General features: G+C 63.2%; 22 protein-coding genes. 14 read left to right on the top strand and 8 right to left on the bottom strand.

Going from position 1 to position 24069, the window contains the following annotated elements; translation table 11 throughout:
- Positions 1-32: 32 nt before the first annotated feature.
- Genes znuB through zur form a run of 3 tightly spaced genes read right to left on the bottom strand, consistent with a single transcriptional unit; the run spans position 33 to position 2081 of the window.
- Positions 33-821, bottom strand: a complete 789-nt coding sequence (gene znuB, locus J4P02_RS15560) for a zinc ABC transporter permease subunit ZnuB (RefSeq protein WP_426191741.1) — start codon at positions 819-821, stop codon at positions 33-35.
- Entirely contained in the window at positions 814-1599 is a 786-nt protein-coding gene (znuC, locus tag J4P02_RS15555; RefSeq protein ID WP_426191739.1) for a zinc ABC transporter ATP-binding protein ZnuC, read from the bottom strand. The genes znuB and znuC overlap by 8 nt, the downstream gene beginning before the upstream one ends.
- Entirely contained in the window at positions 1599-2081 is a 483-nt protein-coding gene (gene zur, locus J4P02_RS15550) for a zinc uptake transcriptional repressor Zur (protein ID WP_426191737.1), read from the bottom strand. Before zur ends, znuC begins: the two co-directional genes overlap by 1 nt.
- A 66-nt stretch (positions 2082-2147) precedes the next feature.
- Here zur and J4P02_RS15545 point away from each other — a divergent pair, with 66 nt between their 5' ends.
- Entirely contained in the window at positions 2148-3068 is a 921-nt protein-coding gene (locus tag J4P02_RS15545) for a zinc ABC transporter substrate-binding protein (protein WP_426191735.1), read from the top strand.
- A gap of 90 nt (positions 3069-3158) precedes the next feature.
- Here J4P02_RS15545 and J4P02_RS15540 read toward each other — a convergent pair whose 3' ends face one another.
- Both J4P02_RS15540 and J4P02_RS15535 read right to left on the bottom strand, forming a co-directional pair.
- Positions 3159-4109, bottom strand: a complete 951-nt coding sequence (locus J4P02_RS15540) for a homoserine kinase (protein ID WP_426191733.1) — start codon at positions 4107-4109, stop codon at positions 3159-3161.
- 65 nt (positions 4110-4174) lie between these two features.
- Entirely contained in the window at positions 4175-4462 is a 288-nt protein-coding gene (locus J4P02_RS15535) for a DUF2782 domain-containing protein (protein WP_426191731.1), read from the bottom strand.
- A gap of 74 nt (positions 4463-4536) precedes the next feature.
- Here J4P02_RS15535 and polA point away from each other — a divergent pair, with 74 nt between their 5' ends.
- Entirely contained in the window at positions 4537-7326 is a 2790-nt protein-coding gene (gene polA, locus J4P02_RS15530; RefSeq protein ID WP_426191729.1) for a DNA polymerase I, read from the top strand.
- Between the two features lie 418 nt (positions 7327-7744).
- On the opposite strand, the gene yihA is transcribed toward polA, so the two are convergent.
- Entirely contained in the window at positions 7745-8386 is a 642-nt protein-coding gene (gene yihA / locus J4P02_RS15525; RefSeq protein ID WP_426191728.1) for a ribosome biogenesis GTP-binding protein YihA/YsxC, read from the bottom strand.
- 193 nt (positions 8387-8579) lie between these two features.
- Here yihA and J4P02_RS15520 point away from each other — a divergent pair, with 193 nt between their 5' ends.
- The 7 genes from J4P02_RS15520 (at position 8580) to J4P02_RS15490 (ending at position 16008) form a co-directional block, all read left to right on the top strand.
- A complete protein-coding gene (locus J4P02_RS15520; RefSeq protein ID WP_426191725.1) occupies positions 8580-8870 on the top strand; it encodes a c-type cytochrome in 291 nt (96 codons plus the stop codon).
- A gap of 45 nt (positions 8871-8915) precedes the next feature.
- The gene (locus tag J4P02_RS15515) at positions 8916-9521 is read left to right on the top strand and encodes a c-type cytochrome (protein WP_426191723.1); all 606 of its coding nucleotides are present in this window, start codon (positions 8916-8918) and stop codon (positions 9519-9521) included.
- Positions 9522-9718: 197 nt separating this feature from the next.
- On the top strand, positions 9719-10348 hold the full coding sequence (locus tag J4P02_RS15510; RefSeq protein WP_426191721.1) for a thiol:disulfide interchange protein DsbA/DsbL: 630 nt from the start codon (positions 9719-9721) through the stop codon (positions 10346-10348).
- Between the two features lie 11 nt (positions 10349-10359).
- The gene (locus tag J4P02_RS15505) at positions 10360-11238 is read left to right on the top strand and encodes an endonuclease/exonuclease/phosphatase family protein (RefSeq protein WP_426191719.1); all 879 of its coding nucleotides are present in this window, start codon (positions 10360-10362) and stop codon (positions 11236-11238) included.
- Positions 11235-13433, top strand: a complete 2199-nt coding sequence (locus J4P02_RS15500) for a diguanylate cyclase (RefSeq protein ID WP_426191717.1) — start codon at positions 11235-11237, stop codon at positions 13431-13433. The genes J4P02_RS15505 and J4P02_RS15500 overlap by 4 nt, the downstream gene beginning before the upstream one ends.
- A gap of 99 nt (positions 13434-13532) precedes the next feature.
- Entirely contained in the window at positions 13533-14312 is a 780-nt protein-coding gene (locus J4P02_RS15495) for an N-acetylmuramoyl-L-alanine amidase (protein ID WP_426191715.1), read from the top strand.
- Between the two features lie 76 nt (positions 14313-14388).
- Positions 14389-16008 (top strand): EAL domain-containing protein, encoded by a 1620-nt coding sequence (locus J4P02_RS15490; protein ID WP_426191713.1) that lies wholly within the window; start codon positions 14389-14391, stop codon positions 16006-16008.
- Here J4P02_RS15490 and J4P02_RS15485 read toward each other — a convergent pair.
- Together J4P02_RS15485 and algB are read right to left on the bottom strand one after the other, a co-directional pair.
- On the bottom strand, positions 16005-17792 hold the full coding sequence (locus J4P02_RS15485; protein ID WP_426191711.1) for a KinB sensor domain-containing domain: 1788 nt from the start codon (positions 17790-17792) through the stop codon (positions 16005-16007). The two genes, J4P02_RS15490 and J4P02_RS15485, sit on opposite strands and share 4 nt — an antisense overlap.
- Positions 17793-17802: 10 nt before the next feature.
- Complete coding sequence (gene algB, locus J4P02_RS15480) at positions 17803-19149, bottom strand: sigma-54-dependent response regulator transcription factor AlgB (RefSeq protein ID WP_426191709.1); 1347 nt, start codon at positions 19147-19149, stop codon at positions 17803-17805.
- Between the two features lie 440 nt (positions 19150-19589).
- On the opposite strand from algB, the gene J4P02_RS15475 reads away from it, so the two are divergent.
- The 5 genes from J4P02_RS15475 (at position 19590) to J4P02_RS15455 (ending at position 23981) form a co-directional block, all read left to right on the top strand.
- Positions 19590-19865 carry a hypothetical protein gene (locus tag J4P02_RS15475; protein ID WP_426191707.1) on the top strand — a complete coding sequence of 92 codons (276 nt, stop codon included), beginning with the start codon at positions 19590-19592 and terminating at the stop codon, positions 19863-19865.
- Between the two features lie 81 nt (positions 19866-19946).
- A complete protein-coding gene (locus J4P02_RS15470) occupies positions 19947-20111 on the top strand; it encodes a DUF1328 domain-containing protein (protein WP_003170804.1) in 165 nt (54 codons plus the stop codon).
- Between the two features lie 2 nt (positions 20112-20113).
- Complete coding sequence (locus J4P02_RS15465; RefSeq protein WP_426191705.1) at positions 20114-20578, top strand: inhibitor of vertebrate lysozyme family protein; 465 nt, start codon at positions 20114-20116, stop codon at positions 20576-20578.
- A gap of 745 nt (positions 20579-21323) precedes the next feature.
- Positions 21324-22655, top strand: a complete 1332-nt coding sequence (gene gltP / locus J4P02_RS15460) for a glutamate/aspartate:proton symporter GltP (protein ID WP_426191703.1) — start codon at positions 21324-21326, stop codon at positions 22653-22655.
- A gap of 96 nt (positions 22656-22751) precedes the next feature.
- A complete protein-coding gene (locus J4P02_RS15455; protein ID WP_426191701.1) occupies positions 22752-23981 on the top strand; it encodes a nucleoside recognition domain-containing protein in 1230 nt (409 codons plus the stop codon).
- The last annotated feature ends 88 nt before the right edge of the window (positions 23982-24069 follow it).

Genomic DNA, 24069 nt, shown 5'->3' with positions numbered 1-24069 from the left:
CGACTCTCTATTTGCGCAAAAAGCGAGCAAGTCTACACCCCTCGACGGGGCAGAACAAAACTCAGCAGAAACAATGCGGCGGCCGTGACCACGATCGAGGGGCCGGCCGGGGTGTCCTTGAACCAGGACAGCGCCAACCCGCCGCAGACCGCGAGCATGCCCAGCAGGCTGGCGCCCAGGGCCATTTGCTCCGGCGAGCGGGCATGGCGCTGGGCGGCGGCGGCGGGGATGATCAGCAGGGAGGTGATCAGCAGCACCCCGACAATCTTCATCGCTACCGCAATCACCACGGCGATCAGCAGCATCAGCGCCATGCGCAGCGAGGCTACGGGCAGGCCTTCGACCCTGGCCAGCTCCTCGTGCACGGTGATCGCCAGCAAGGGCCGCCACAACGCCACCAGCAGCAACAGCACCGCGGCGCTGCCACCGAGAATCCACCCCAGGTCGCCGGGGCTGATCGCCAGCAGGTCACCGAACAGGTAGGCCATCAGGTCGATCCGCACTTCATGCATGAAGCTTAGTACCACCAGGCCCAGGGACAGGGTGCTGGGGGCGAGAATTCCCAACAGCGTGTCGGATGCCAGGGGCTGGCGCTGTTGCAGGGTCACCAGCAGCACCGCCAGCAGCAGGCAGCCCACGGTGACCGCCACCGCCGGGCTGACATCCAGCAGGAAGCCCAGGGCTACCCCGAGCAGCGCGGCGTGGGACAGGGTGTCGCCAAAATAGGCCATGCGCCGCCAGACCACGAACGAACCCAAGGGGCCGGCGACCACCGCCAGGGCCAGACCTGCAAGCAGGGCGTAGAGCAGAAAATCAGCCATGCTTGCAGTTTTCTCCATGGACATGGGCGCCGCCCGCAGCGGGCTGGGTGACCACTGAACCGTGCAGGTCGTGGGCGTGATCGTGATGGTGGTGGTAGATCGCCAGGCTTGGTGCGTTCTTGCCGAACAGTTCGACGAAGGCCGGGTCGCCGCTTACCTGCTCGGGGTGGCCGGAGCAGCAGACATGACGGTTGAGGCAGACCACCTGGTCGGTGGTGCTCATCACCAGGTGCAGGTCGTGGGAAACCATCAGCACGCCGCAGCCGTGACGGTCCCGCAGGCGGGTGATCAGGCTGTAGAGCTCGGCCTGGCCGGCGACGTCGACGCCTTGCACCGGTTCGTCGAGCACCAGCAGTTCCGGCTCGCGCAGCAGCGCCCGGGCCAGCAGCACGCGCTGCATCTCGCCACCGGAAATGCTTTGCACCGGGCTGTCGATCACCTGTTCGGCGCCGACCTCCTTGAGCGCGGCCAGGGCTCGGGCGCGGTCCACACCCGGCACCAGGCGCAGGAAGCGCAGCACCGACAGGGGCAGGGTCGGGTCGACATGAAGTTTCTGCGGCATGTAGCCCACGCGCAGTTTGGGCTTGCGCCAGACGCTGCCGCTGTCGGGCTTGAGCAGGCCGAGCACGGCGCGCACCAGGGTGGTCTTGCCGGCGCCATTGGGGCCGATCAGGGTGACGATCTGCCCGGGCTCGACGCTGAGCTGGATATTCTCCAGTACGCTTTGCCCGGCAAAATTCACCCCGACCTGCTCGAGGCGGATCAACGCAGTGCTCATCACGCCCCCTGGCAGCCCGAGCAGAGCCCGACCACTTCGACGGTCTGGCCTTCGACCACGAAACCGACGTCCTGGGCGCTGCTGATGATGGCGTCGCTGATGGATTTCTGTTCCAGCTCGATGGCCGCGTGGCACTCGCGGCAGATCAGGAACTGGCCCTGGTGCGCGTGCTCCGGGTGGTTGCAGCCGACAAAGGCGTTGAGCGAGGCAATGCGGTGCACCAGGCCGTTTTCCAGGAGGAAGTCCAGGGCTCGGTACACGGTCGGCGGCGCGGCGCGGCGGCCGTCCTGCTCGCTGAGCACGGCGAGGATGTCGTAGGCGCCCAAGGGCTTGTGGCTTTGCCACACCAGCTCCAGCACCCGCCGGCGCAGGGCGGTCAGGCGCAGGCCTTGCCGTGCGCACAGGGCGTCGGCCTCAGACAGTGCGCTGTGGACGCAGTGAGAGTGGTCGTGTGGTCGGCTGGCAAGGGGTGTTTTAGGCATGGGCGGCGACGAGGTTGGTGAGAGACGTTATTATGTTACCCGTTCTCGCCTCTTCGAGTGTCCATCGTGCCCAGACTTTTTCGCCTTTTTGTCGCTTTTACCCTCGGCCTGTTCGCGATCGGCTCGGCCCAGGCCGAAGTCCGGGTGCTCACCAGCATCAAGCCCCTGCAGTTGATCGCGGCGGCGGTGCAGGATGGCGTGGCGGTGCCCGAGGTGTTGCTGCCGCCGGGGGCTTCGCCGCACAACTATGCGCTGCGCCCCTCCGATGTACGCAAGGTGCAGACCGTGGACCTGCTGTACTGGATCGGCCCGGACATGGAGGGCTTTCTGCCGCGGGTATTGAAGGGCCGCAGCCTGCCGTCGGTGGCGGTACAGGACCTGCCCGGGATGAAACTCCGGCATTTCGCCGAGGATAGCCACTCCCACGCCGAAGAGGCCGACGAGCATGACCACGATCATCGCCCCGGCACCCTGGACGCGCACCTCTGGCTGTCGCCGGTCAATGCCCGGGTGATCGCTACCCGCATCGCCGCCGACCTGAGCGCGGCCGATCCGGCCAACGCCGCTCGTTACCAGAGCAACCTGAAAGCCTTCGATACGCGCCTGGATGCCCTGGATGAGCGCTTGAAGGCGCGCCTGGCCGGAATCGCCGGCAAGCCCTACTTCGTGTTCCACGAGGCCTTCGACTATTTCGAGGATGCCTATGGCCTCAAGCACACCGGGGTGTTCAGCGTGGCCGCCGAAGTGCAGCCGGGCGCGCAGCATGTCGCAGCGATGCGCGCGCGCTTGCAGCAGGTGGGCAAGACCTGTGTGTTCAGCGAGCCGCCGCTGCGTCCGCGACTGGCGGAAACCCTGGTGGCCGGCTTGCCGGTGAAGCTGGCGGAGCTGGATGCGCTGGGTGGCTATACGCCGGCCACCGCCCAGGGCTATGAGCAGGTGCTGGAGAAGCTGGGCAACGACCTGGCGGGCTGCCTGGAGCAGTTGTAGGCAGGGACTGTTACGGGTTGTTTTTCGCGGGCGAGCCCGCTCCTACAGATGTTCATCATCTTGTGGGAGCGGGTTCGCCCGCAGTGCATTTCAGAGGGCGAAAGGCAGGGCGATTCTGGCTTGCTGGCGCTGTTCCAGGCGCTGCTGGAATTCCATCGGGTCGTGAATCAGCACGTCCTGGCCGGCAAAGCTTTCGGCGGCAATCAGGCGTGACAGCCAGAAGCGCACGCAGGCTACCCGCAGCATGGTCGGCCAGAGCTCGGCTTCCGCCGCAGTGAACGGCCGCAGCGCCGCGTAGGCGCCCAGCAGGGCTCGGGCGCGCTGGCCATCGAGCACGCCTTCGGCATCCGAGCACCAGTCGTTCAGGGCAATCGCCACGTCGTAGAGCATGGGGCCCGAACAAGCGTTGTAGAAGTCGATCAGACCGGTGAGGTGGGTGCCTTCGAACATGGCGTTGTCGCGGAACAGGTCGGCATGGATATTGGCCCGAGGCAGGGCGAGGATTGCGGTCTTCTGTTGGTTGATTTCGTCCAGCGCCCGTTGCAGCAGCGCCTGGGCCGTTGCATCCAGGTGCGGCAGCAGTTGTGCGCCCTGTTCCTGCATCCAGTCCAGGCCGCGATCGGTCTTGCGCTTGATCATCCGGTCCTTGGTGGCCACATGCAGATGGCCGAGCAGTTCGCCAACCTGGGCGCAATGCTGGGCGTTGGCGTGCTGGATGTGCTTGCCCGCCAGGCGCGGTTGCAGCAGCGCCGGCTTGCCCGCCAGCTCACGCAGGGCCACGCCGTCGGTGGTGCGCAGCGCGTAGGGCACTGGCAGGTTGGCGTCGTGCAGCACGTCCAGCAGTTCGATGAAGAACGGCATTTCCTGCACCGGGCCACGTTCCACCAGGGTCAGGACGAACTCGCCCTGTTCCAGGCTGATAAAGAAATTGGTGTTTTCGCTGCCAGCGGCGATCCCCTGGAAGTCAAGCAGGCGGCCGAGCCCGTAGGGGGCGAGAAAGGTTTCCAGCTCGGGCCGAGCCAGGGGAGTAAACACAGACATGGTTGAGCACTGCCAGTACGGGCGCCGGGCTCAGGCCGGCGCCATTGAGTTGAAATCGAAGTGGTTTACCACTCGAATATTTTCCACGCGGGAATCAGCATATCCGGCTGATCCGAACGAATGAAGTTGCCGTCCGAGCCATCGGCGCGCACCAGGAAATAGGGCTTGCCACCCTTTGGCGTGACCTTGATGGCATACAGGAAGCCGTTTTGCCGGTATTCCTGGATGGTCTTGTCGCCTTCCGTGCGAATGGTCACTTCCGGGTCCGCTGACGGCGCATCCTCGGCGGCGATCACGGCCAGTGGGGCGATTGCAATCAAGCTGGCCAGCAGCAAGCGATTCAGTGTGCGCATGATAACCTTGTCCCTTTGTCGTCAACGGTCCCGCTATTCTAGCGCCGGACCCGCCGAAAAGGTTGATCCTACTCATGAGCCAAGCCCCCCTCGTCCTGGTGGACGGTTCTTCCTATCTGTATCGCGCCTTCCATGCGCTGCCACCGCTGACCACCTCCAAAGGCCTGCCCACCGGTGCGGTCAAGGGCGTGCTGAACATGCTCAAGAGCCTGCGCAAGCAGTACCCGGACAGCCCGTTCGCCGTGGTCTTCGACGCCAAGGGCGGCACCTTCCGCGATGACATGTACGCCGAGTACAAGGCCAATCGCCCGAGCATGCCGGACGATATGCGGGTGCAGATCGAGCCCTTGCACGCCAGCGTGATCGCCCTGGGTTTCCCCCTGCTGTGCGTCGAAGGCGTCGAGGCCGATGACGTGATCGGCACCCTGGCCCGCAGCAGCGCGGCGGCGGATCGTCCGGTGGTGATTTCCACCGGCGACAAGGACATGGCGCAGTTGGTGGATGGGCACATTACGCTGGTCAACACCATGTCCGGTAGCAGCATGGACGTGGAGGGCGTGAAGGAGAAATTCGGCGTCGCTCCCGAGCAGATCATCGATTACCTGGCGCTGATGGGCGACTCTTCCGACAACATTCCGGGGGTTCCGGGCATTGGTCCGAAGACCGCTTCCGGCCTGCTGGTGGGGGTCAATGGTGGCTTGAAGGAGCTCTACGAGCAGCTCGACATCGTGCCGACCCTGCCGATTCGCGGGGCCAAGACCCTGCCGGCCAAGCTCGAAGAGCACAAGGAAATGGCCTTCCTTTCCTATCAGTTGGCCACCATCAAGGTGGACGTGGCCCTGGATGTGGGGCTGGACGACCTGCACCTGCGCGAGCCGGATCGCGACAAGCTGGCGGAGCTCTATAGCCTGCTGGAATTCAAGAGCTGGTTCGACGACCTGCAACGCGATGCCAAGCGCGTCGAACTCGGTGCCAGCGAGGCACCAGCTGCTGCGCCACAACCCGAGGCCGCTGAGCAGGAGCCGTTGGAACTGCGTTATGAAACCATCCTCGACCAGGCGCGTTTCGACGCCTGGCTGGAGAAGCTGAAGAACGCCAAGCTGATCGCCTTCGACACCGAAACCACCGGTATCGATGCGCAGCAGGCGCAACTGGTGGGCCTGTCCTTCTCGGTGCAGGCTGGCGAGGCCGCCTATGTGCCGCTGACCCACTCCTATATGGGGGCGCCGGAGCAGCTCGATCGTGATGCGGTGCTGCTGGCTCTCAAGCCATTGCTGGAAGATCCCAAGCTGCTCAAGGTCGGCCAGCACGCCAAGTTCGACATGAACATCCTGGCCAATTGCGCCATCGGTGGCGATCCGGCCCATGGCATCAGCATGCGTGGCATTGCCTTCGACACCATGCTCGAATCCTATGTGCTCAATTCCACGGCCACCCGTCATGACATGGACAGCCTGGCGCAGAAATACCTGGACCACAGCACCGTGAGCTTCCAGGACATCGCCGGCAAGGGCGCCAAGCAGCTGACCTTCGACCAGATCCCGCTGGAGCAGGCCGGGCCCTATGCCGCCGAAGATGCCGACGTGACCCTGCGCCTGCACCAGACCCTGTTCGACAAGCTGACGGCCATCCCGAGCCTGGCCAGCGTGCTGACCGATATCGAGATGCCGCTGGTGCCGGTACTGGCGCGCATCGAGCGCCAGGGCGCCCTGGTGGATGCCAAGTTGCTGGGGGTGCAGAGCGTCGAGCTGGGGGACAAGATGGTCGCCCTGGAGCGTGAGGCCTACGCAATTGCCGGGGAGGAATTCAACCTGGGCTCGCCCAAGCAGCTGGGTTCGATTCTCTACGACAAGCTGGGCCTGCCGGTGCTGAAGAAGACCGCCAAGGGCCAGCCCTCCACTGCCGAGGAAGTCCTGGCCAAGCTGGCGGAGGACGACTACCCGCTGCCGCGGGTGCTGATGCAGTACCGCTCCATGAGCAAACTCAAAAGCACCTATACCGATCGCCTGCCGGAGCAGATCAACCCGCGCACCGGGCGCATCCATACCTCCTATCACCAGGCGGTGGCGTCTACCGGACGCCTGTCGTCCAGCGATCCGAACCTGCAGAACATCCCGGTGCGTACCGCTGAAGGCCGGCGCATTCGCCAGGCCTTTGTCGCGCCGGCCGGCTACAAGCTGCTGGCGGCGGACTATTCGCAGATCGAGTTGCGGATCATGGCCCACCTGTCTCGGGACGAAGGCCTGCTCAACGCCTTCCGCAACAACCTGGACGTGCACACCGCCACCGCGGCCGAGGTGTTCAAGGTCGACCTCGAGGACGTGACTTCCGACCAGCGCCGCAGTGCCAAGGCCATCAACTTCGGCCTGATCTACGGCATGGGGGCGCAGAAGCTGGGCAAGGACATCGGTGTCGATACCAAGCAGGCCAAGGCCTATATCGATACTTACTTCGCCCGCTACCCAGGGGTGCGCGAGTACATGGACCGCACCCGCGCCCAGGCGGCGGACCAGGGTTATGTGGAAACCATCTTCGGGCGCCGCCTGTATCTGCCGGAAATCAATTCCAACAAGCCCCAGGAGCGAGCCGCTGCCGAGCGCACGGCGATCAACGCGCCCATGCAGGGCACGGCGGCAGACATCATCAAGAAAGCCATGGTGGCGGTGGACAACTGGCTGGCCTCGTCGGGGCTCGATGCCCGGGTGATTCTCCAGGTGCACGACGAACTGGTGCTGGAAGTGCGGGAAGACCTGGTGGAGCAGGTCAGCGAAGAAATTCGCCGCCATATGAGCGCCGCAGCGACCCTGGATGTACCGCTATTGGTGGAAGTCGGGGTAGGAAATAACTGGGATGAGGCCCACTAAGGGCACTTTTTAGCGGCTTTTGCCGCGGCATAGTGTCGCGGTAATAGCTGGCTAAAGGCTATTAGCACGGAAATTTTCATCGCTTATTGCCAATAGTTTTTGCAATGGGTTGGAACTAAATCGGCGAGCGCCCACTCAGAGTTACTGAATGGCTGGTGAAGCCCTTCGATGCTCCTATGTTGTGTTAAGTGTTGGCAGATATCTGGACCCCGCCCTAGCGGTCTAGAACTTGAACCCCGAACTTCCCCCTCCCCATATGAAGTCCGGGGTTTTTTTTGCCTCGAGAAAACTGCCTGTGGAATGACCATGCTGCGTTAAAAGCGCGCTGCGAAATGCTCATTTACAGCCAGTAAACTCCGCTTTCGAACCGCGCTTTTGCCTTGCCTGATCATCCCCCAGGCAGTTTTCCTTATGGCTCTCAGGCCTCGACTTCGGCGCTTTTGTCCGCCAGTTCCATCCAGTTCGCCAGCACGCTGTAAGCCTCTTCCAGGCCCATGCGCTTGGGCGCCGAGAACAGTTGAATGGTGATGGTGTCGCCCCAATCCTTGCGGATCTGCGCCTGGACCTTGAGCAGGGTGTTCTTGGCTGCGCCGTAGGTCAGCTTGTCGGCCTTGGTCAGCAGGATATGCATCGGCATGCCACTGGCGACCGCCCAATCCAGCATAAGCAGGTCGAAGTCGGTCATGGGATGGCGAATATCCATCATCAGGATCAGCCCTTTGAGGCTCTCGCGGCTGCCCAGGTAGGCTTCCAGGTGGCGCTGCCAGTGCTGCTTGAGCGGGATCGGCACCTTGGCGTAACCGTAGCCCGGCAGGTCGACCAGACGGCGATCGTCGTCTAGCTTGAAGAAGTTCAACAACTGCGTACGCCCCGGGGTTTTCGAGGTGCGCGCCAGGCTGGCGTGGGTCAGGGTGTTCAGGGCGCTGGATTTGCCGGCGTTGGAACGCCCGGCAAAGGCCACTTCAAAGCCGGCATCGTCAGGGCATTGGTCGACTTTGGCGGCGCTGAGCATGAACGTAGCCTGTTGGCACAGGCCGAGGATGGGGTTCTTGAGTTGCATGGGATTTCCGAGATAGGGGCGATGCCGAGAGTGGACGCGGCGAGCGGTGTCGTTTCCGTTTCAGTAGCGCCAGTATATAATGCCGCAGATTTTGTGTGCGCTTTGTCCCAGCGTAGGATGAAGTACACGAGAGCGATAAACCTTGAATGCGCACTAGAACGCATCACGCTCTCAACCCTGAAAAGGTCGTTTTATGACGAAATGGCTGCTAGCTGCCGGTGTCTTGGTGCCGCTTTACAGCGCTCAGGCTACACAGGATCCGGAAGCTGTGTACAACCGTGTTTGTGGGGCTTGTCATTCCGGCCAACTACCCACGGCGCCCCGCAAGGGCGACCAGGAAGCTTGGGCGCCGAGGTTGGCGCAAGGTATGGAGACGCTGGTGCAACACGTGACCCAGGGTTTCAAGGCGATGCCGCCGCGTGGTTTGTGCATGGACTGCAGTGCCGAGGATTACCGAGCCATCATCCATTGGATGAGCGAGTGATCCCGGCCCATAACTCTTAACCCTTAGCCGTAGTTGGATTAGCTGATGAACAAATTACTCGTGAGTCTGCTGTTGACCCTGGGCATCACAGGCGTTGCCCATGCCGCAGGCGACGCTGCTGCCGGTCAGGCGAAAGCCGCAGTCTGTGGCGCTTGCCACGGCCCTGATGGGAACAGCATGGCGCCAAACTTTCCAAAACTGGCGGGTCAGGGGGAAAAGTACCTGGAGAAGCAGTTGCACGATATCAAGTCGGGCAAGCGCCAGGTGCTGGAAATGACCGGCCTGCTAACCAACCTGAGCGATCAGGACATGTCTGATATCGCCGCCTACTTCGCCAGCCAGAAAGGCAGCGTCGGCGCAGCAGATCCGAAAGTCGTGGCCCGTGGCGAGGAACTGTTCCGCGGCGGCAAGCTGGATCAGGGCATGCCTGCCTGCACCGGTTGCCACTCGCCGAATGGCGCGGGTAACGCAGCGGCCGGTTTCCCTCATCTGGGCGGCCAGCACGCACAGTATGTAGCCAAGCAACTGACCGACTTCCGCGAAGGCAATCGCACCAACGACGGCGACACTCTGGTCATGCGCAGCATCGCTGCCAAGCTGAGCAACAAAGACATCGAAGCGGTGTCCAGCTATATTCAGGGCCTGCACTGAGGCCCGCTCGATCGACGTTCCTGCGGGTGCTAAGCCACGGCAACGTTAATGATCGATTAATCTGACGGTGCAAGTATAAAGGGTGGCTCAGGCCGCCCTTTTTTATGGCGTCTGCCGCTACACTAGCGAACTCAAGCCCGCCATGGCCTGTCTGCAATCAGGCCGCGCGAGGCGCCAAAATTGTCCAGGAGTAAAGCATGCGTAATCTGATTCTCAGCGCCGCTCTCGTCACCGCCAGCCTGTTCGGTGTGACCGCTCAAGCCGCCGAGCCGCTTGAAGCCGGTAAAACCTATGTCGAGTTGAGCAGCGCCGTTCCGGTTGCCGTGCCTGGCAAGATCGAAGTAGTGGAGCTGTTCTGGTATGGCTGCCCGCACTGCTACGCCTTCGAGCCGACCATCAATCCCTGGGTCGAAAAACTCCCTGCCGACGTCAATTTCGTGCGTATTCCGGCGATGTTCGGCGGCATCTGGAACGTTCACGGCCAACTGTTCATCACCCTGGAAGCCATGGGCGTCGAGCACAAGGTACACAAGGCCGTATTCGAAGCTATCCACAGCGGCAAGAAACTCGCCACCCCCGAAGAGATGGCCGAGTTCCTGACTGGCGAAGGCGTCGACAAGGACAAGTTCCTGAGCACCTACAATTCCTTCGCCGTCAAAGGCAAGGTCGAGGACGCCAAGAAGAAGGCCCAGGCCTATCAGATCACTGGTGTACCGACCATGGTGGTCAACGGCAAGTACCGTTTCGACCTGGGCACCGCCGGTGGTCCTGAAGGCGCGCTGAGCGTGGCCGACCAGCTGATCGCCAAAGAGCGCGCGGCCAAGTAAGCGCCGCCGCCATGCCGCGCTGGAGCTCGGAACGCATCGTTGGCCTGCATGATCCGCAGGTCAACGAGCACCATTTGGCTTCGACCGGCCTGCCGGCGGACAGCCGCCTGCGTTTACTCAGCTTCAATATCCAGGTCGGTATCAGCACCGAACGCTATCGCCATTACCTGACGCGTGGCTGGCAGCATCTGTTACCCCACAACGGTCGAGCGGACAACCTGCAGAAAATCGGCAACCTGCTTGGGGATTTCGACCTGGTGGCCCTGCAGGAAGCCGATGGCGGCAGCTTGCGTTCGGGCTACGTCAATCAGGTGGAACACCTGGCCCAACTGGGCGCCTTCCCTTACTGGTACCAACAGCTCAATCGCAACCTGGGACGCCTGGCACAGCACAGCAATGGCGTGCTCAGCCGCTTGCGTCCCTGGGCCATCGAAGACCATCCGCTGCCCGGCCCCAAAGGTCGTGGTGCGATCCTCGTGCGTTTCGGCGAAGGCCCCGAGGCCCTGGTGGTGGTGATGATGCACCTGGCGCTCGGTGCCCGGGCCCGCACCCGGCAACTGGCGTATATCCGTGAGTTGATCGGCGGCTACAAGCATCAGGTGCTGATGGGCGACATGAACACCCATGCCAGCGATCTGCTGGAGCATTCCCCCTTGCGCGACCTCAGCCTGTTGGCGCCGCAACTCCAGGCGACCTTCCCCAGCTGGCGTCCGCAACGCTGCCTGGACCACATTCTGCTCAGCCCCAGCCTGACCCTGGAGCGTGTCGAGGTCCTGGCCCAACCCATATCCGATCACCTGCCGGTCGCGGTAGAGATTCGTCTGCCGGGTTCGCTCACGGCCGATGCATTGCCCGCGTTGAGTCCTGCCCCTCGCGGAACCGATGAATGAGCGACGACGCCCAGCGCTGGAAAGAGAAATACCTCAAGAGTATTGAACAGCAGGAAAAACTCGAGCGCCGCTGGGCTGCTCGTCTCGACCTGCTGCGCCGTGGCCTGGTGCGCAGCACCCTGGCGGCGGAAGGCACTGATCGTGCGGTCGACCAGTGCATGAAGGAAATGCGCGAGGTGGTGCGCACCGACGAGATGGACGCCGGGCTGGCAGCCCTGCTGCCGCGTCTGGAGAAAGCCGTGCTGGATTCCGAGCAGCGCCGCGAAACCCGGGTCGAGCAGATGAGCAACGCCCTGACGTCCCTGGTCAGCCAGTTGCAGTCCCTGCCCCTGCCCCGGGAAGTCAGCCGTCCGCTGAAGACCTTCGCCAAGCAGCTCGACGGCCGGGTCAGCCAGGCGCGGGAGATTCCCCTGTTGCTGGGAGAGTTGAGCAACCTGCAAGGCAAGGCCCTGAGCCAGCTGGAGACCCCGTCTGAGCCAGGTCGACCCAGCCTGTTGCAGCGCCTGTTCGGTGGCCGTGAAAGCACCGATCCAACCAGCCCGACAGAAGCGCTTGCCGCCGCTCCGACACCCTTGCCTGCCGCGCCCCAGAGCCTGGAGGTCGCCCCGCCAGCGGACGAGCCTGAGGATGCGCATGAGGCGGCTCACGAACACTATCAGACCCCTACCACACCCCTGCCTGAAGCCGCCGAAGTGCTGCCGGCTCCGCCGATATCGAGCCCTGCCGAGCCGGAGGCCGCTGCGGTGCCGGAATCGCTCAGCGCAGAAACCCCTGAACTCGCCAGCGCTGAGCCGCCGGCCCCGGTGGTGGCGTTCGTGCCCCCGGTGCTGCTGGTGGAAGCAGCAGCCAGCCCAGCGCCGGAAAACGACGATCAGGCGCCAACGCCTGAGCCTGCCGAGCCTGAATCCGAAGCGGACGCACCGCTCGCGACCCAGCTTGCCGTGGTTCCGGTAGAGCCATCCGAGGTCGCCCCAAACGATGTCGCGCCGCTCAATCCCGACGAATTGCTGCCTCTGGCGCCCGTTTCCGCAGCGATGCTGCTGGACAGCCTGCCCCTGCCGCCGGTGATGGCCGAGGCCCTGGCGGCCATCGATCCCGAGCAGCCGGAGCACGATGTGCTCTATGCCCTGCCGGATTCCCCAGAGCCGTCCTACAGCTCGGTGGCCAAGCACATCGAGCACACGCTGCTGGGGTTGCTCGACGACCTGAGCCTGCCGGAGCGTCATCGGCCCCAGGCCGAGGCCATGCGCGACCGCCTGCAACATGGGTTGAACTGGTACGAACTGCTGCCGATCCTCGACGATCTGGCGGTGCTGATGCTGGCGATCACCGACTCCGGCCAGCACGAGTTCGAGGCCTATCTCAAGCAGCTCAACGAGCGCCTGGAGTCCTTCCAGAGCAATCTGCAGGCGGCCAGCGATGGTCATGCCGACAGCAGTTCGGCGGCGCGGGCCATGGATACGCAGATCCGTGAGCAGGTCGATGGCCTGCAGAGCAGCGTGCAGGAAGCGGCTGACCTGGATGACCTCAAGCAAGTGCTGGAAAGTCACCTGGAGGGCTTGCTGGGCACCATGGACCAGCATCAGAAGCAGCGCGACGAGCGTGAGCAGGAAGTCGCCGCCCGCCTGCAAAGCCTGGCCGAGCGCGTGTCCAGCATGGAGCAGGAAGCCCAGGGCTATCGCGAGCACCTGGAAGAACAGCGGCAGAAAGCCTTGGTCGATCCATTGACCGGCTTGCCCAACCGCGCGGCCTGGGCCGAGCGCCTGGAGCACGAGGTTGGCCAGTGGCAGCAACATGGCAACAGCCTGCTGCTGGCCATGCTCGACCTCGATCACTTCAAGCGGATCAACGACAACTATGGTCACCTGGCCGGCGACAAGGTGCTGAAGATCATCGCCAACGTATTGCGCAAGCGCTTGCGCGGCAGCGACTTCATTGCCCGCTTTGGCGGCGAGGAGTTCGTCCTGCTGCTGCCCAATACCCCCTGGCCTACAGGTATGCGGATTGTCGAAGCCTTGCGGGCAGCGATCGAAGCCTGTCCGTTCCACTTCAAGGGCGAGCCGGTGACCATCACCGTGTCGGTCGGCCTCAGTGCGTTCAAGGCCGGTGATCGCAGCGAACTGGTGATCAAAAGAGCCGATCAGGCGTTGTACCGGGCCAAGGATGCCGGCCGCAACCGGGTCGAGGCCGGTTGAGGCAGCGGTTGATTCCTGGCGGCGAGCATTGTTTTGCCCATGCGGGCGAAGGCAGTACGTTACACTGTTGCATTATTTTTTAGCGTACTGCCCTTTGCCATGAAACTTCTTGCCCTTGCCTTCTCTCTGCTGGTCCTGGCTGGCTGCGCCAGTGGTCCGCGTATCGACACCCGCCATCCTTCGGTCAACTACGACTCCCGTGCCCAGTTCATCGTGGTTCATTACACCTCGGCGTCCCTGGAGCGCTCCCTGGCCCTGTTGACCCACGGCCAGGTCAGTGCCCATTACCTGATTGGCGACGACAAGGCGGCCACCATCTACCAGCTGGTGGACGAGCAGTACCGCGCCTGGCATGCCGGCGAGAGCCAGTGGCAGGGCCGTACCTGGCTCAATTCCAGCTCCATCGGCATCGAGATCGTCAACCCGGGCTTTCGCGACGGCCCCAATGGACGGCTCTGGTATCCCTATAGCGAAGCGCAGGTGCAGAACCTGATCGTGCTGCTCAAGGACATCAGCAAGCGCCACAATATTTCCCCGCAGCACATCATCGGGCACAGCGACATTGCCCCCCTGCGCAAGCTGGACCCAGGCCCGCTGTTTCCCTGGAAGCGCCTGGCCGACGCCGGGCTCGGCCAGTGGCCTGAAGCCCAGGCGGTGGCGCGTCAGCAGGCCTACTTTGCGCTGAGCCTGCCAAGCATCACCTGGTTCCAGCAGCAGCTGGCGCGCCTGGGTTATGCCACGCCGCAGACCGGCGAACTGGATGTCGCTACCCGCCATGTACTGGCGGCCTTCCAGATGCACTATCGCCCGGGTCGCTTCGACGGAACCCCGGACGCTGAAAGTGCAGCGATCCTCCAGGTGCTCAACCAGCCAAAATAATGACGCCGCCGGACGGTCCGCGCCGATTGGCCAATCAGTTGCTATAACTCATTGCTAATCCTTCGGATCTTGCCAAATGCCGGCTGTTCACGAGCCCCAGCGCACCTGGTTCCATCGCCCCTGGTTGCTGGCGATGCTGACGGCTGCGCTGAGTGCGGCGCTACTGTTGCTGGGCAGTGTCGGGCTGGCCATGCATCAGGTGCAGCAGCAGGAAAGCGAACAGATGAATGCCCAGGGCCAGCGCTTCCTGGAGCGCCTGGAGCAACTGTTCGGACAATTGCGCGAGGGCCTGGATGCGCTCGAGGCCCAGCCACTGCGCGAGTGCAACGCCGAGCTGATCGCGGCCCTGCAACAGATCAGCTACAGCTATCGCTTCATCTATGAAGCCGCCTACCTGGACGCCACCCAGAGCTGCTCCAACTGGCCGCGGCAAAACCTGGAGTCGGCGTTGCGTGCGCCGGATATTCGCGGGCCGACCTACAGCTACTGGCTCAACACGTCGGCCGAACCCAATGAAAACCTGGCCGCGCTGATGTTGGGGCGGGGCAATTTTCGTGTGGCCACTTCCCGCGGGCACTTGACCGATGTGGTCGACCTGCCCGTGGACGGCAGCCTGATGGTGGTAGTGGATCACGGCACCCGGGCGATTCCGGTGTTGGGGCCGGCCCGCGCCTGGCCACCGGTGGAGCCCTGGCGAGCGGGTCGCGACGGGGCCTTGCAGGTGACTCAGAACCTGCTGATCTATCGCATGCCGACGCACAATCCCGAATACCAGTTGGTGATGATCGCGCCGCGGGCCAGCATGCCGGCGGAAATGCTCGACGGCTGGTGGTGGTTGCTGCCGGTCAGCCTGTTGCTGGCGCTGTTCTTTGGCGCGCTGGTGTACCAGCTGGTGCGTCAGCGCCAGTCACTGGGGGCGGAGCTGCAAGGCGCCCTGCGTCGCGGCGAGTTGCAGGTGTTGTACCAGCCGATCTTCGACTTGAGCAGCCGGCTGTGCGTCGGTGCCGAAGCGCTGCTGCGCTGGCGGCGGCCGGACGGCACCCTGACCAGCCCCGACCTGTTCATCCCCCTGGCGGAAAACACCGGGCAGATCCGCCAGATCACTGACTTCGTCCTGCAACGCCTGCTGGAGCAACTGGGGCAGTTGCTGCGGGCCAATCCACAGCTGTACATCTCGGTCAACCTGGCGGCCTGCGATGTCATGGTGCCGCGCATCGGCCTGGTGATGGCGCGCCTGCTGGCGCTGCACAAGGTGGCGGCGCGGCAGATCGCCTTCGAGGTCACCGAGCGCGGCCTGATCGATGTGGTGGTGGCACGCAACAATCTGCAAGCCCTGCGGGATGTCGGGCATCAGGTGCTGATCGACGATTTCGGCACCGGCTATTGCAGCCTGGCCTACCTGCAGAGCCTGCCGGTGGATTGCCTGAAGATCGACAAGGCCTTTATCGATGCCCTGGGCCATGATGCCGCCAGCAGTGGCGTGGCGCCGCACATCATTCGCATGGCCCATGCGCTGAAGCTCAAGGTGATAGCCGAAGGCATCGAGTTCGAGGACCAGGCCCTGTTGCTCAGCAGCGAGGGCGTGAGCTATGGCCAGGGCTGGCTGTTCGCCCACGCCTTGAGTGCTCTGCAGTTCAGTGAGTTGATCACGCGCGGCCGACGCCTGGTGGCCCGGCGCATGGACGACGAAGCCTAGAGCGGCAGTGCCAGGTAGAACTGGGTGCCCTGCCCCGGCCTTGAGTAAACCCCCATCCGTCCGCCGTGGAGCTGGACGATTTCCTTGCACAAGGCCAGTCCGAGCCCGGCGCCGCCTTTCTTGCGTCCCACCTGGACGAAGGGTTCGAAGATTCGCCCCTGTTGGCCATAGGCGATGCCCTCGCCATTGTCCTCGACGCTGACAATCACCCGCTCGCCATGGCGCCGCGCTTGCAGGCGGATCTGCCCGCCGCTGGCGGTATGGCGCAAGGCGTTGTCGATCAGGTTGTCCAGCACCCGCTCCAGCTGCGGCCGGTCGGCATGCAGCCGTGGCAGCGGCGCCTGGATTTCCAGCAGCAGGTCGATGCCCTGGCGTTGTGCCTGCTCGTTGAAGCGGCCCTGGGCCTGGTCCAGCAGCTCCTCCAGGGGACAAGGGGCCAGGTTGAGCTTCTGCAGGCCGTTCTGGTAGCGCGAGAAGTTCAGCAGGTCGTTGATCAATTGCATCAGGCGCTGCATTTCTTCGTTGACCGTATTGAGCAGGTCGGTTTCCCGGGATTCCTCGGCAAAGTGCAGCCGCTCCTGAAGCAGGCCGAAGGCCATGTGCATACCGGTAACCGGGGTGCGCAGTTCGTGGGACGCGCGCAGCACGAACTCGCTGCGTACACGCTCGAAGGCCCGCTGTTCGGTGACGTCGTGAAGCACCATCACCGCACCGAGGATATGGCCCTGGGTGTGGCTCACCGGGGTCAGGCTGTAGGTCAGCAGGCGCGATTCGCCGTCCACCTCGATATTCAGATCCTCCGGGGCCCGTTCCAGATTGCCGCCACGCAACACCAGTTGCAGTTGTTCGTCCAGTTCCGGGCGCTGCAGGGCCGTGCCCAGGCCCTGGCCGAGGCGTTCCTGATCCCAGCCCAACTGGCGCTGGGCTACCGGGTTGAGGTGCTCCAGGCGGCCTTGGCGATCGATCATCAGCAGGCCGTCGTCAATGCTGTCGAGCACCGCTTGCAGGCGCTGCTGGCCGGCCAGCAACTCGTCGACATTGGTTGCCTGATGCTGGCGCAGGGCTTCGGCCATGATGCCGAAGCGCCGGGTCAGCAGGTTCATCTCCGCGGCGGCGGAAATGGGCAGGGTGACGTCGAAATTGCCCTGGCCGATCTTGTCCGCAGCCTTGGCCAGGGCCTCGATGGGGCCGCCGAAACGCCGGGCAATGGCATGGGCGGTGACAAAGCCGATGATCAGCACCGCCAGCCCCACCAGGCCCAGCAGGCCGGCCACCAGCAACGCATGGTCACGGGCCTGGTGCTGCACCAGGCTGATGTTGTCCAGGGCGCGCTTGTGTTCGTTGATCAAGCCATTGCGCAGGGTATTGAAGCGTTCGGTCAGTGGGTTGTTCTCGCTCATCCCCGAGTCAGGGCCATTGCTGTGTTCGAAGGCCTGGTAAAAGCTCAGGTAGTCGCTGCGAGCCTGGGTGAAGCCGCTCGGGGTCTGGTTCTGCTGTTCGTGGGCGATGCCCTGGTCGAGCAACTCCAGGTAGTGCTGCCGGGAGGCCTCCAGGGCGGCGCGGTCGGGTTTGCTGCTGAGCATGATGATCAGCTGGTCGCCCAGGGTCTGGCGCAGCTTGAGCCCCAGGTCCAGGGTGATGAAGTTGTTGCGGATCAGCGATTCCTGGCTGCTGGCCATCTGCATCACGCTGACCAGCCCGAGCACCAGCCCCAGCAGGGCCACGGTGATCAGGGCCGAGATGCTCAGAAACAGCCGGGTCCGCAGTTTCATCGCTAGCTTCATAGGGTACTGCTCACAGGTTGTACTGTTTGCGCTTGCGGTACAGCGTCGAGGCGTCGATGCCGAGGGTCTTGGCCGCCTGGTCCAGGGTTTCGCTGGTGGCCAGGACCGCGCCGATATGGGCCTTTTCCAGTTCCTCCAGGCTCAAGGGCGCGCCGATTCGCGGCGCATTGTTGGTGGGCTGCTCGGCCATGCCGAGGTGGCTGATCTCCACCCATTCCTGGGAACAGATGATGCTCGCCCGCTCCACCACGTTGCGCAGTTCGCGGATGTTGCCCGGCCAACGGTAGTTGAGCAGGGCTTCCCGGGCCTCGTCGCTGAAGCCCCGGGCCGGTCGCGAGTACTCCTTGACGAAGCGCGCGAGGAAGCGATCGGCCAGGGTCAGGATGTCCTCGCTGCGTTCGCGCAGCGGCGGCAGGTGCAGGGTGATGACGTTGAGGCGGTACAGCAGGTCTTCGCGGAAACGTCCTTCGCGCACCATGTCCTCGAGGTTGAGGTTGGTGGCGGCGAGGATGCGCACATCGGCGCGGCGGGTCACCGGGTCGCCGACGCGCTCGTATTCCTTGTCCTGGATAAAGCGCAGCAGCTTGGGTTGCAGGGTCAGTGGAAAATCGCCGATCTCGTCCAGAAACAGCGTGCCACCGTCGGCCTGGTTGACCCGACCCAAGGTGCTTTCGCTGGCCCCGGTAAAGGCCCCGCGGCTGTGGCCGAAGAGTTCGCTCTCCATCAGCTCGGCGGTCAAGGAGGGGCAGTTGATGGTCACGCAGGACTTCTTCGCCCGTTTGCTCCAGCCGTGGATGGCCCGGGCCAGCTCGCCCTTGCCCGTTCCGGACTCGCCGAGGATCAGGATGTTGGCGTCGGTACCCGCGACCTGGCGGGCGGTTTCCAGCACCACCTTCATTGCCGGGCTGTGAGAATCCAGGCCGTCCTTGGGCTTGCGTACCTCGCCTTCCAGAGCCTCCAGACGTGCCGAAAGCTGGCGCACTTCCAGTTGCTTGGCGGTGGCCAGGCGCAGTTGATCCGGGCTGCAGGGCTTGACCAGGTAGTCGGCGGCACCGGCCTGGATCGCGTCCACCGCGGTGTCCACGGCGGAGTGGGCGGTGACAATCACCACCCGCATCCAGGGCGCCTGCACGCGCATCTGCGCCAGCACGTCGAGGCCGTTGTCCTCACCCAGGCGCAGGTCGAGGAAGCACAGGTCGAACACCTGGCGTTGCAACAGGGCGTCGGCCTGGGCCGCGCTGTTGGCGGTGGCCACGGTGTAGCCCTCGTCCTCCAGGCAATAGCGGAAGGTACGCAGGATCGCGGATTCATCATCCACCAGAAGGATGCGGCCTTGATTCTCCGGCGATGACTCCATTTTCCGGGCTCCTTTAATGAATAGTCTTATTTAGTCCCGGGGAAATCGGGCAAGTTGCAAGATTGATTCTGATGTATTGCACGGCTTGCAGCTTAGATATCTGCGCCTGAATTGGCTAACAGGCTGAAATCTGGCCGATTTTCCCATGCCCAGAGCGTGGCCGGGTCTGCTTCAGGCCGCTTGCCGCTCGGCAAAGTTCCCCCTGTTTTGCAAATGCCCTCCGGGCGGGTGGTGTCGATCGTGCATTTCGCCCGGTCGACCTCGGGGCATCGTGCAGGATGCGTGTCGGCGGTTTCTTCAGATTATCTGTAAGTTATTGATTTTATTGCATTTAATCCAATGAAAAAAACTGGCATGCAGGCTGCAATGTCCTTCCTATCGAGAAGCGCAGGCTCAGGCTTGCCTAACCACATCGCCATCGGAGCGGGAGGAGTTTCAGGATGAATCGCCAACGTCTTGCCCAATTGCGCATTGCGCCGCGGCCTCTGCAACAAGGCTTGTTCGCCAGCTTGGCGTTGCTGGTCACGCTGATTGCCGGGCAACAGTTCCTGCGCTGGCAAGACAGCCAGGCACCCGCTGTGCAGGTACCGCTGCATCACTTCACCCAGAGCCATTTCAGTTCGCTGGGCAACCGCTCCGCCGAAGTCGCCCCCGCGCAGTTGATGGTGGTCGACGAGGCGCAACGGGCGCCACGCCAGGAGCGCTGGGTGTTCTAGGCACCAAGGCCAGGCCCGCAACGGCGGCGCCCGGCTGGCTTCACCGGCAGCACCCTTAATAGAAGAGTAAGGAGAATCATCATGCTGAGCTGGGCTATCACATTCCTGATCATTGCCATTGTCGCCGCGGTACTGGGCTTCGGTGGTATCGCGGGCACCGCCACGGGTATCGCCAAGATTCTCTTCGTGGTGTTCCTGGTGATGTTCATCGCTTCGTTCTTCTTTGGCCGCCGTGGCCGAGGCTGACCATGAGTCTTTCGTTCAAGGTACTGGCCGCGACGCTGCTGCTGGGCGCCAGCGCCCTGGCGTCGGCGGCCAATGATGGGCAGGCCTGGGCCAATCAGTTGCTGGATTCGGACCCGCAGTTTCGGCAAACCTGGCAGGACGTGGTGCAAAAGGAAGAGCGCTTGCCCGAATGGGTGATGAACCTGTCGGGGGATGCGCAACAGATGCACGCGGTTACCGAGGACGGCGACCAGTACCTGGTGGGGCCGCTGTGCGAAACCGCGCAGAGCTGTCAGCAGCAGCGTCTGATCCTGGCCTTCAGCTTCGACAAGAAGCATGCCTACGCCATGCTGGTGGAGGTGCCGGCGGGCTTGCCCGCGGACAAATCGCCCACGCGCCACGCCAACTACCGTTTTCTCGGCAAGCCGGACCCGGGCATGCAGGCAATGCTGCAAGAGCAGCTGCGCAAGGATCCGAACTGGTATTGAGGGCGGAGTTGCCGAAATTGCATAACAGACAGGGGGAAAGTGCCGACAGGGCGCTTTCGACCTTTGCACAGCCCGAGGAGGGCCAGTGCATGACCAGGGGGCCGGGATGTTCTGATCCATCGGTGATCGGAGTGACCTAGGGGCACAGGGAGTGCCTCCGCAAGGGCCGGGTCAGGCAAGGGTGTCGACGCAGGCTCGCCAAGGCTATGAATGTGGTGGGCTTGCGCCGCGCTTCAACAAGCAAATACTCGTGCTAGAGCCTTCGATAAATCCAGAGCGGCGTTTTTTGCTGGGAAAAACTTCTTTTGACCTTGATCAAACGTTTCCTAGTGTTTCTCTGCGACCGTATATCGAGAAACTTTGTGGAAAATCCGCAACCTTTCCAAGTGCCTGAAACACGACATTGGTCATTTTTTCAGGAGTGTTTCCTGACCCCTCCGACAAGCCTGCACGCCGCCTGAAATGGCTGTTTCACGGTATTCTTGTCTGCCGAAATGTCGTATTCGAACCCGTTGGGACGCCCGTTTTGTTTGCGAAATCTCATGCCGATTCGGCATAGGGTAGGCGCTTACGGCATTAGACGCGCCCCCCTGGCATCGGAATAGTTGCGCCTTTTTTCGCCCGCACAGAGCTGTAAATGCTCGCCTGGGATGACCTTATACGGGGGCCGATGCACAAACTTTTCCGCCATTGAGCGTTGCAGTTCGCGCATCTGCCCGAGTCCAACTGAAGTAAGGGTAATGATATGAAGAAGGCCAAGTTAAGCCTCGCCTGGCAGATCCTCATCGGTCTGGTTCTGGGGATTGCGATAGGCGCACTGCTCAACCATTTCAGTGCTGAAAAGGCCTGGTGGGTCAGCAACGTCCTGCAGCCTGCCGGCGATATCTTTATCCGCTTGATCAAGATGATCGTGATCCCGATCGTCATCTCCTCGCTGATTGTCGGCATTGCCGGGGTTGGCGACGCCAAGAAGCTTGGCCGCATCGGCCTCAAGACCATCATCTACTTCGAAGTGGTGACCACCATCGCCATCGTCGTCGGCCTGCTGCTGGCCAACCTGTTCCATCCCGGCGCAGGCATCGACATGAGCACCCTGGGCACCGTGGACATCTCCAAGTACCAGGCCACCGCCGCCGAAGTGCAGCATGAGCATGCGTTCATCGAGACCATCCTCAACCTGATCCCATCGAACATCTTCGCCGCCATGGCCCGTGGCGAAATGCTGCCGATCATCTTCTTCTCGGTGCTCTTCGGCCTTGGCCTGTCGAGCTTGCAGGCCGACCTGCGCGAGCCGCTGGTGAAGATGTTCCAGGGCGTCTCGGAAAGCATGTTCAAGGTCACCCACATGATCATGAACTACGCCCCGATCGGCGTATTCGCCCTGATCGCGGTGACCGTCGCCAACTTTGGCTTCGCCTCCCTGCTGCCGCTGGCCAAGCTGGTGATCCTGGTCTACGTGGCCATCGCCTTCTTCGCCTTTGTCATCCTTGGCCTGATTGCCCGCCTGTTCGGCTTCTCGGTGCTCAAGCTGATGCGCATCTTCAAGGACGAGCTGGTGCTCGCCTACTCCACCGCCAGCTCGGAAACCGTGCTGCCGCGAGTGATCGAGAAGATGGAAGCCTACGGCGCGCCGAAAGCCATCTGCAGCTTCGTGGTGCCCACCGGCTACTCCTTCAACCTCGACGGTTCGACCCTGTACCAGAGCATCGCGGCGATCTTTATCGCCCAGCTGTACGGCATCGATCTGTCCATCAGCCAGCAAGTGCTGCTGGTGCTGACCCTGATGGTCACTTCCAAGGGTATCGCCGGGGTTCCGGGCGTGTCCTTCGTGGTGCTGCTGGCCACCCTGGGCAGCGTTGGCATCCCGCTGGAAGGCCTGGCCTTCATCGCCGGTGTCGATCGTGTGATGGACATGGCGCGTACCGCCCTGAACGTGATCGGCAACGCCCTGGCGGTGCTGGTGATCGCTCGTTGGGAAGGCATGTACGACGACGCCAAGGGCCAGCGCTACTGGAACTCCCTGCCGCACTGGCGCAGCAAGGAAAAACTGCCGGCGGGTGAAGCCTCCAACGGCTAAGCGAACCGTTGCAATCAACAAACCCCGGTTAATCCGGGGTTTGTCGTTTCTGCCCGCCCCGCTATCATTCGCCCCATCTTTCGAGGGATATGACCGATGCTCAACGGCCTGTGGCTTGGCTTCTTTATCGTGGCGGCCGTGTCGGCCCTGGCGCAGTGGCTGCTGGGCGGCAACGCCGGGATCTTCGCCGCCATGGTGGAAAGCATCTTCGCCATGGCCAAGCTGTCGGTGGAGGTGATGGTGCTGCTGTTCGGTACCCTGACCCTGTGGCTGGGCTTTCTGCGCATCGCCGAGAAGGCCGGCATCGTCGAATGGCTGGCCAAGGTGCTGGGCCCGCTGTTCAAGCGCCTGATGCCGGAGGTGCCACCCGGGCACCCGGCCCTGGGCCTGATCACCCTGAACTTCGCCGCCAATGGCCTGGGCCTGGACAATGCCGCCACCCCCATCGGCCTGAAGGCCATGCGCGCCCTGCAGGAGCTCAACCCCAGCGCCACCACCGCGAGCAATGCGCAGATCCTGTTCCTGGTGCTCAACGCTTCGTCCCTGACCCTGCTGCCGGTGACCATCTTCATGTACCGCGCCCAGCAAGGCGCGGCCGACCCGACCCTGGTGTTCCTGCCGATTCTCCTGGCCACCAGCGCCTCGACCCTGGTGGGCCTGCTGTCGGTGGCGGTAATGCAGCGCCTGCGCCTGTGGGACCCAGTGGTGCTGGCCTACCTGATTCCTGGCGCCCTGGCCCTGGGGGCCTTCATGGCGCTGTTGGCGACCCTCTCGGCCAGTGCCCTGGCGTCACTGTCGTCGATCCTCGGTAACCTCACCCTGTTCGGCCTGATCATGCTGTTCCTGGTGATTGGCGCGTTGCGCAAGGTCAAGGTCTACGAGGCCTTCGTCGAGGGCGCCAAGGAAGGTTTCGACGTGGCCAAGAGCCTGTTGCCCTACCTGGTGGCCATGCTTTGCGCGATTGGCGTGCTGCGGGCTTCCGGGGCCCTGGATTTCGGCCTCGACGGTATTCGCCACCTGGTGGCCTGGGCCGGTTGGGACACGCGCTTCGTCGATGCCCTGCCCACCGCCATGGTCAAGCCGTTCTCCGGCAGCGCGGCGCGGGCGATGCTGATCGAGACCATGAAGACCCAGGGCGTGGACAGCTTCCCGGCCCTGGTGGCAGCGACCATCCAGGGCAGCACCGAAACCACCTTCTATGTGCTGGCGGTATATTTCGGTGCGGTGGGCATCCAGCGCGTGCGGCACGCCGTGGGCTGTGCCTTGCTGGCGGAGTTTGCCGGGGTGGTGGCGGCAATCGCGGTTTGCTACTGGTTCTTTGGTTGAGTTGAGCTAGCCTGCGCCGGCAAGCCATGAGCCGGTCATGCCGGCGTCTTCGCTGGCAAGCCAGCTCCTACAGAAGCGGATGCGTCGT

Source organism: Pseudomonas sp. NFXW11 (assembly GCF_049887815.1).
Lineage (GTDB): Bacteria > Pseudomonadota > Gammaproteobacteria > Pseudomonadales > Pseudomonadaceae > Aquipseudomonas.
Note: the sequence above shows the minus strand (reverse complement) of the source record. Positions and strands in the feature narration are given on the sequence as shown.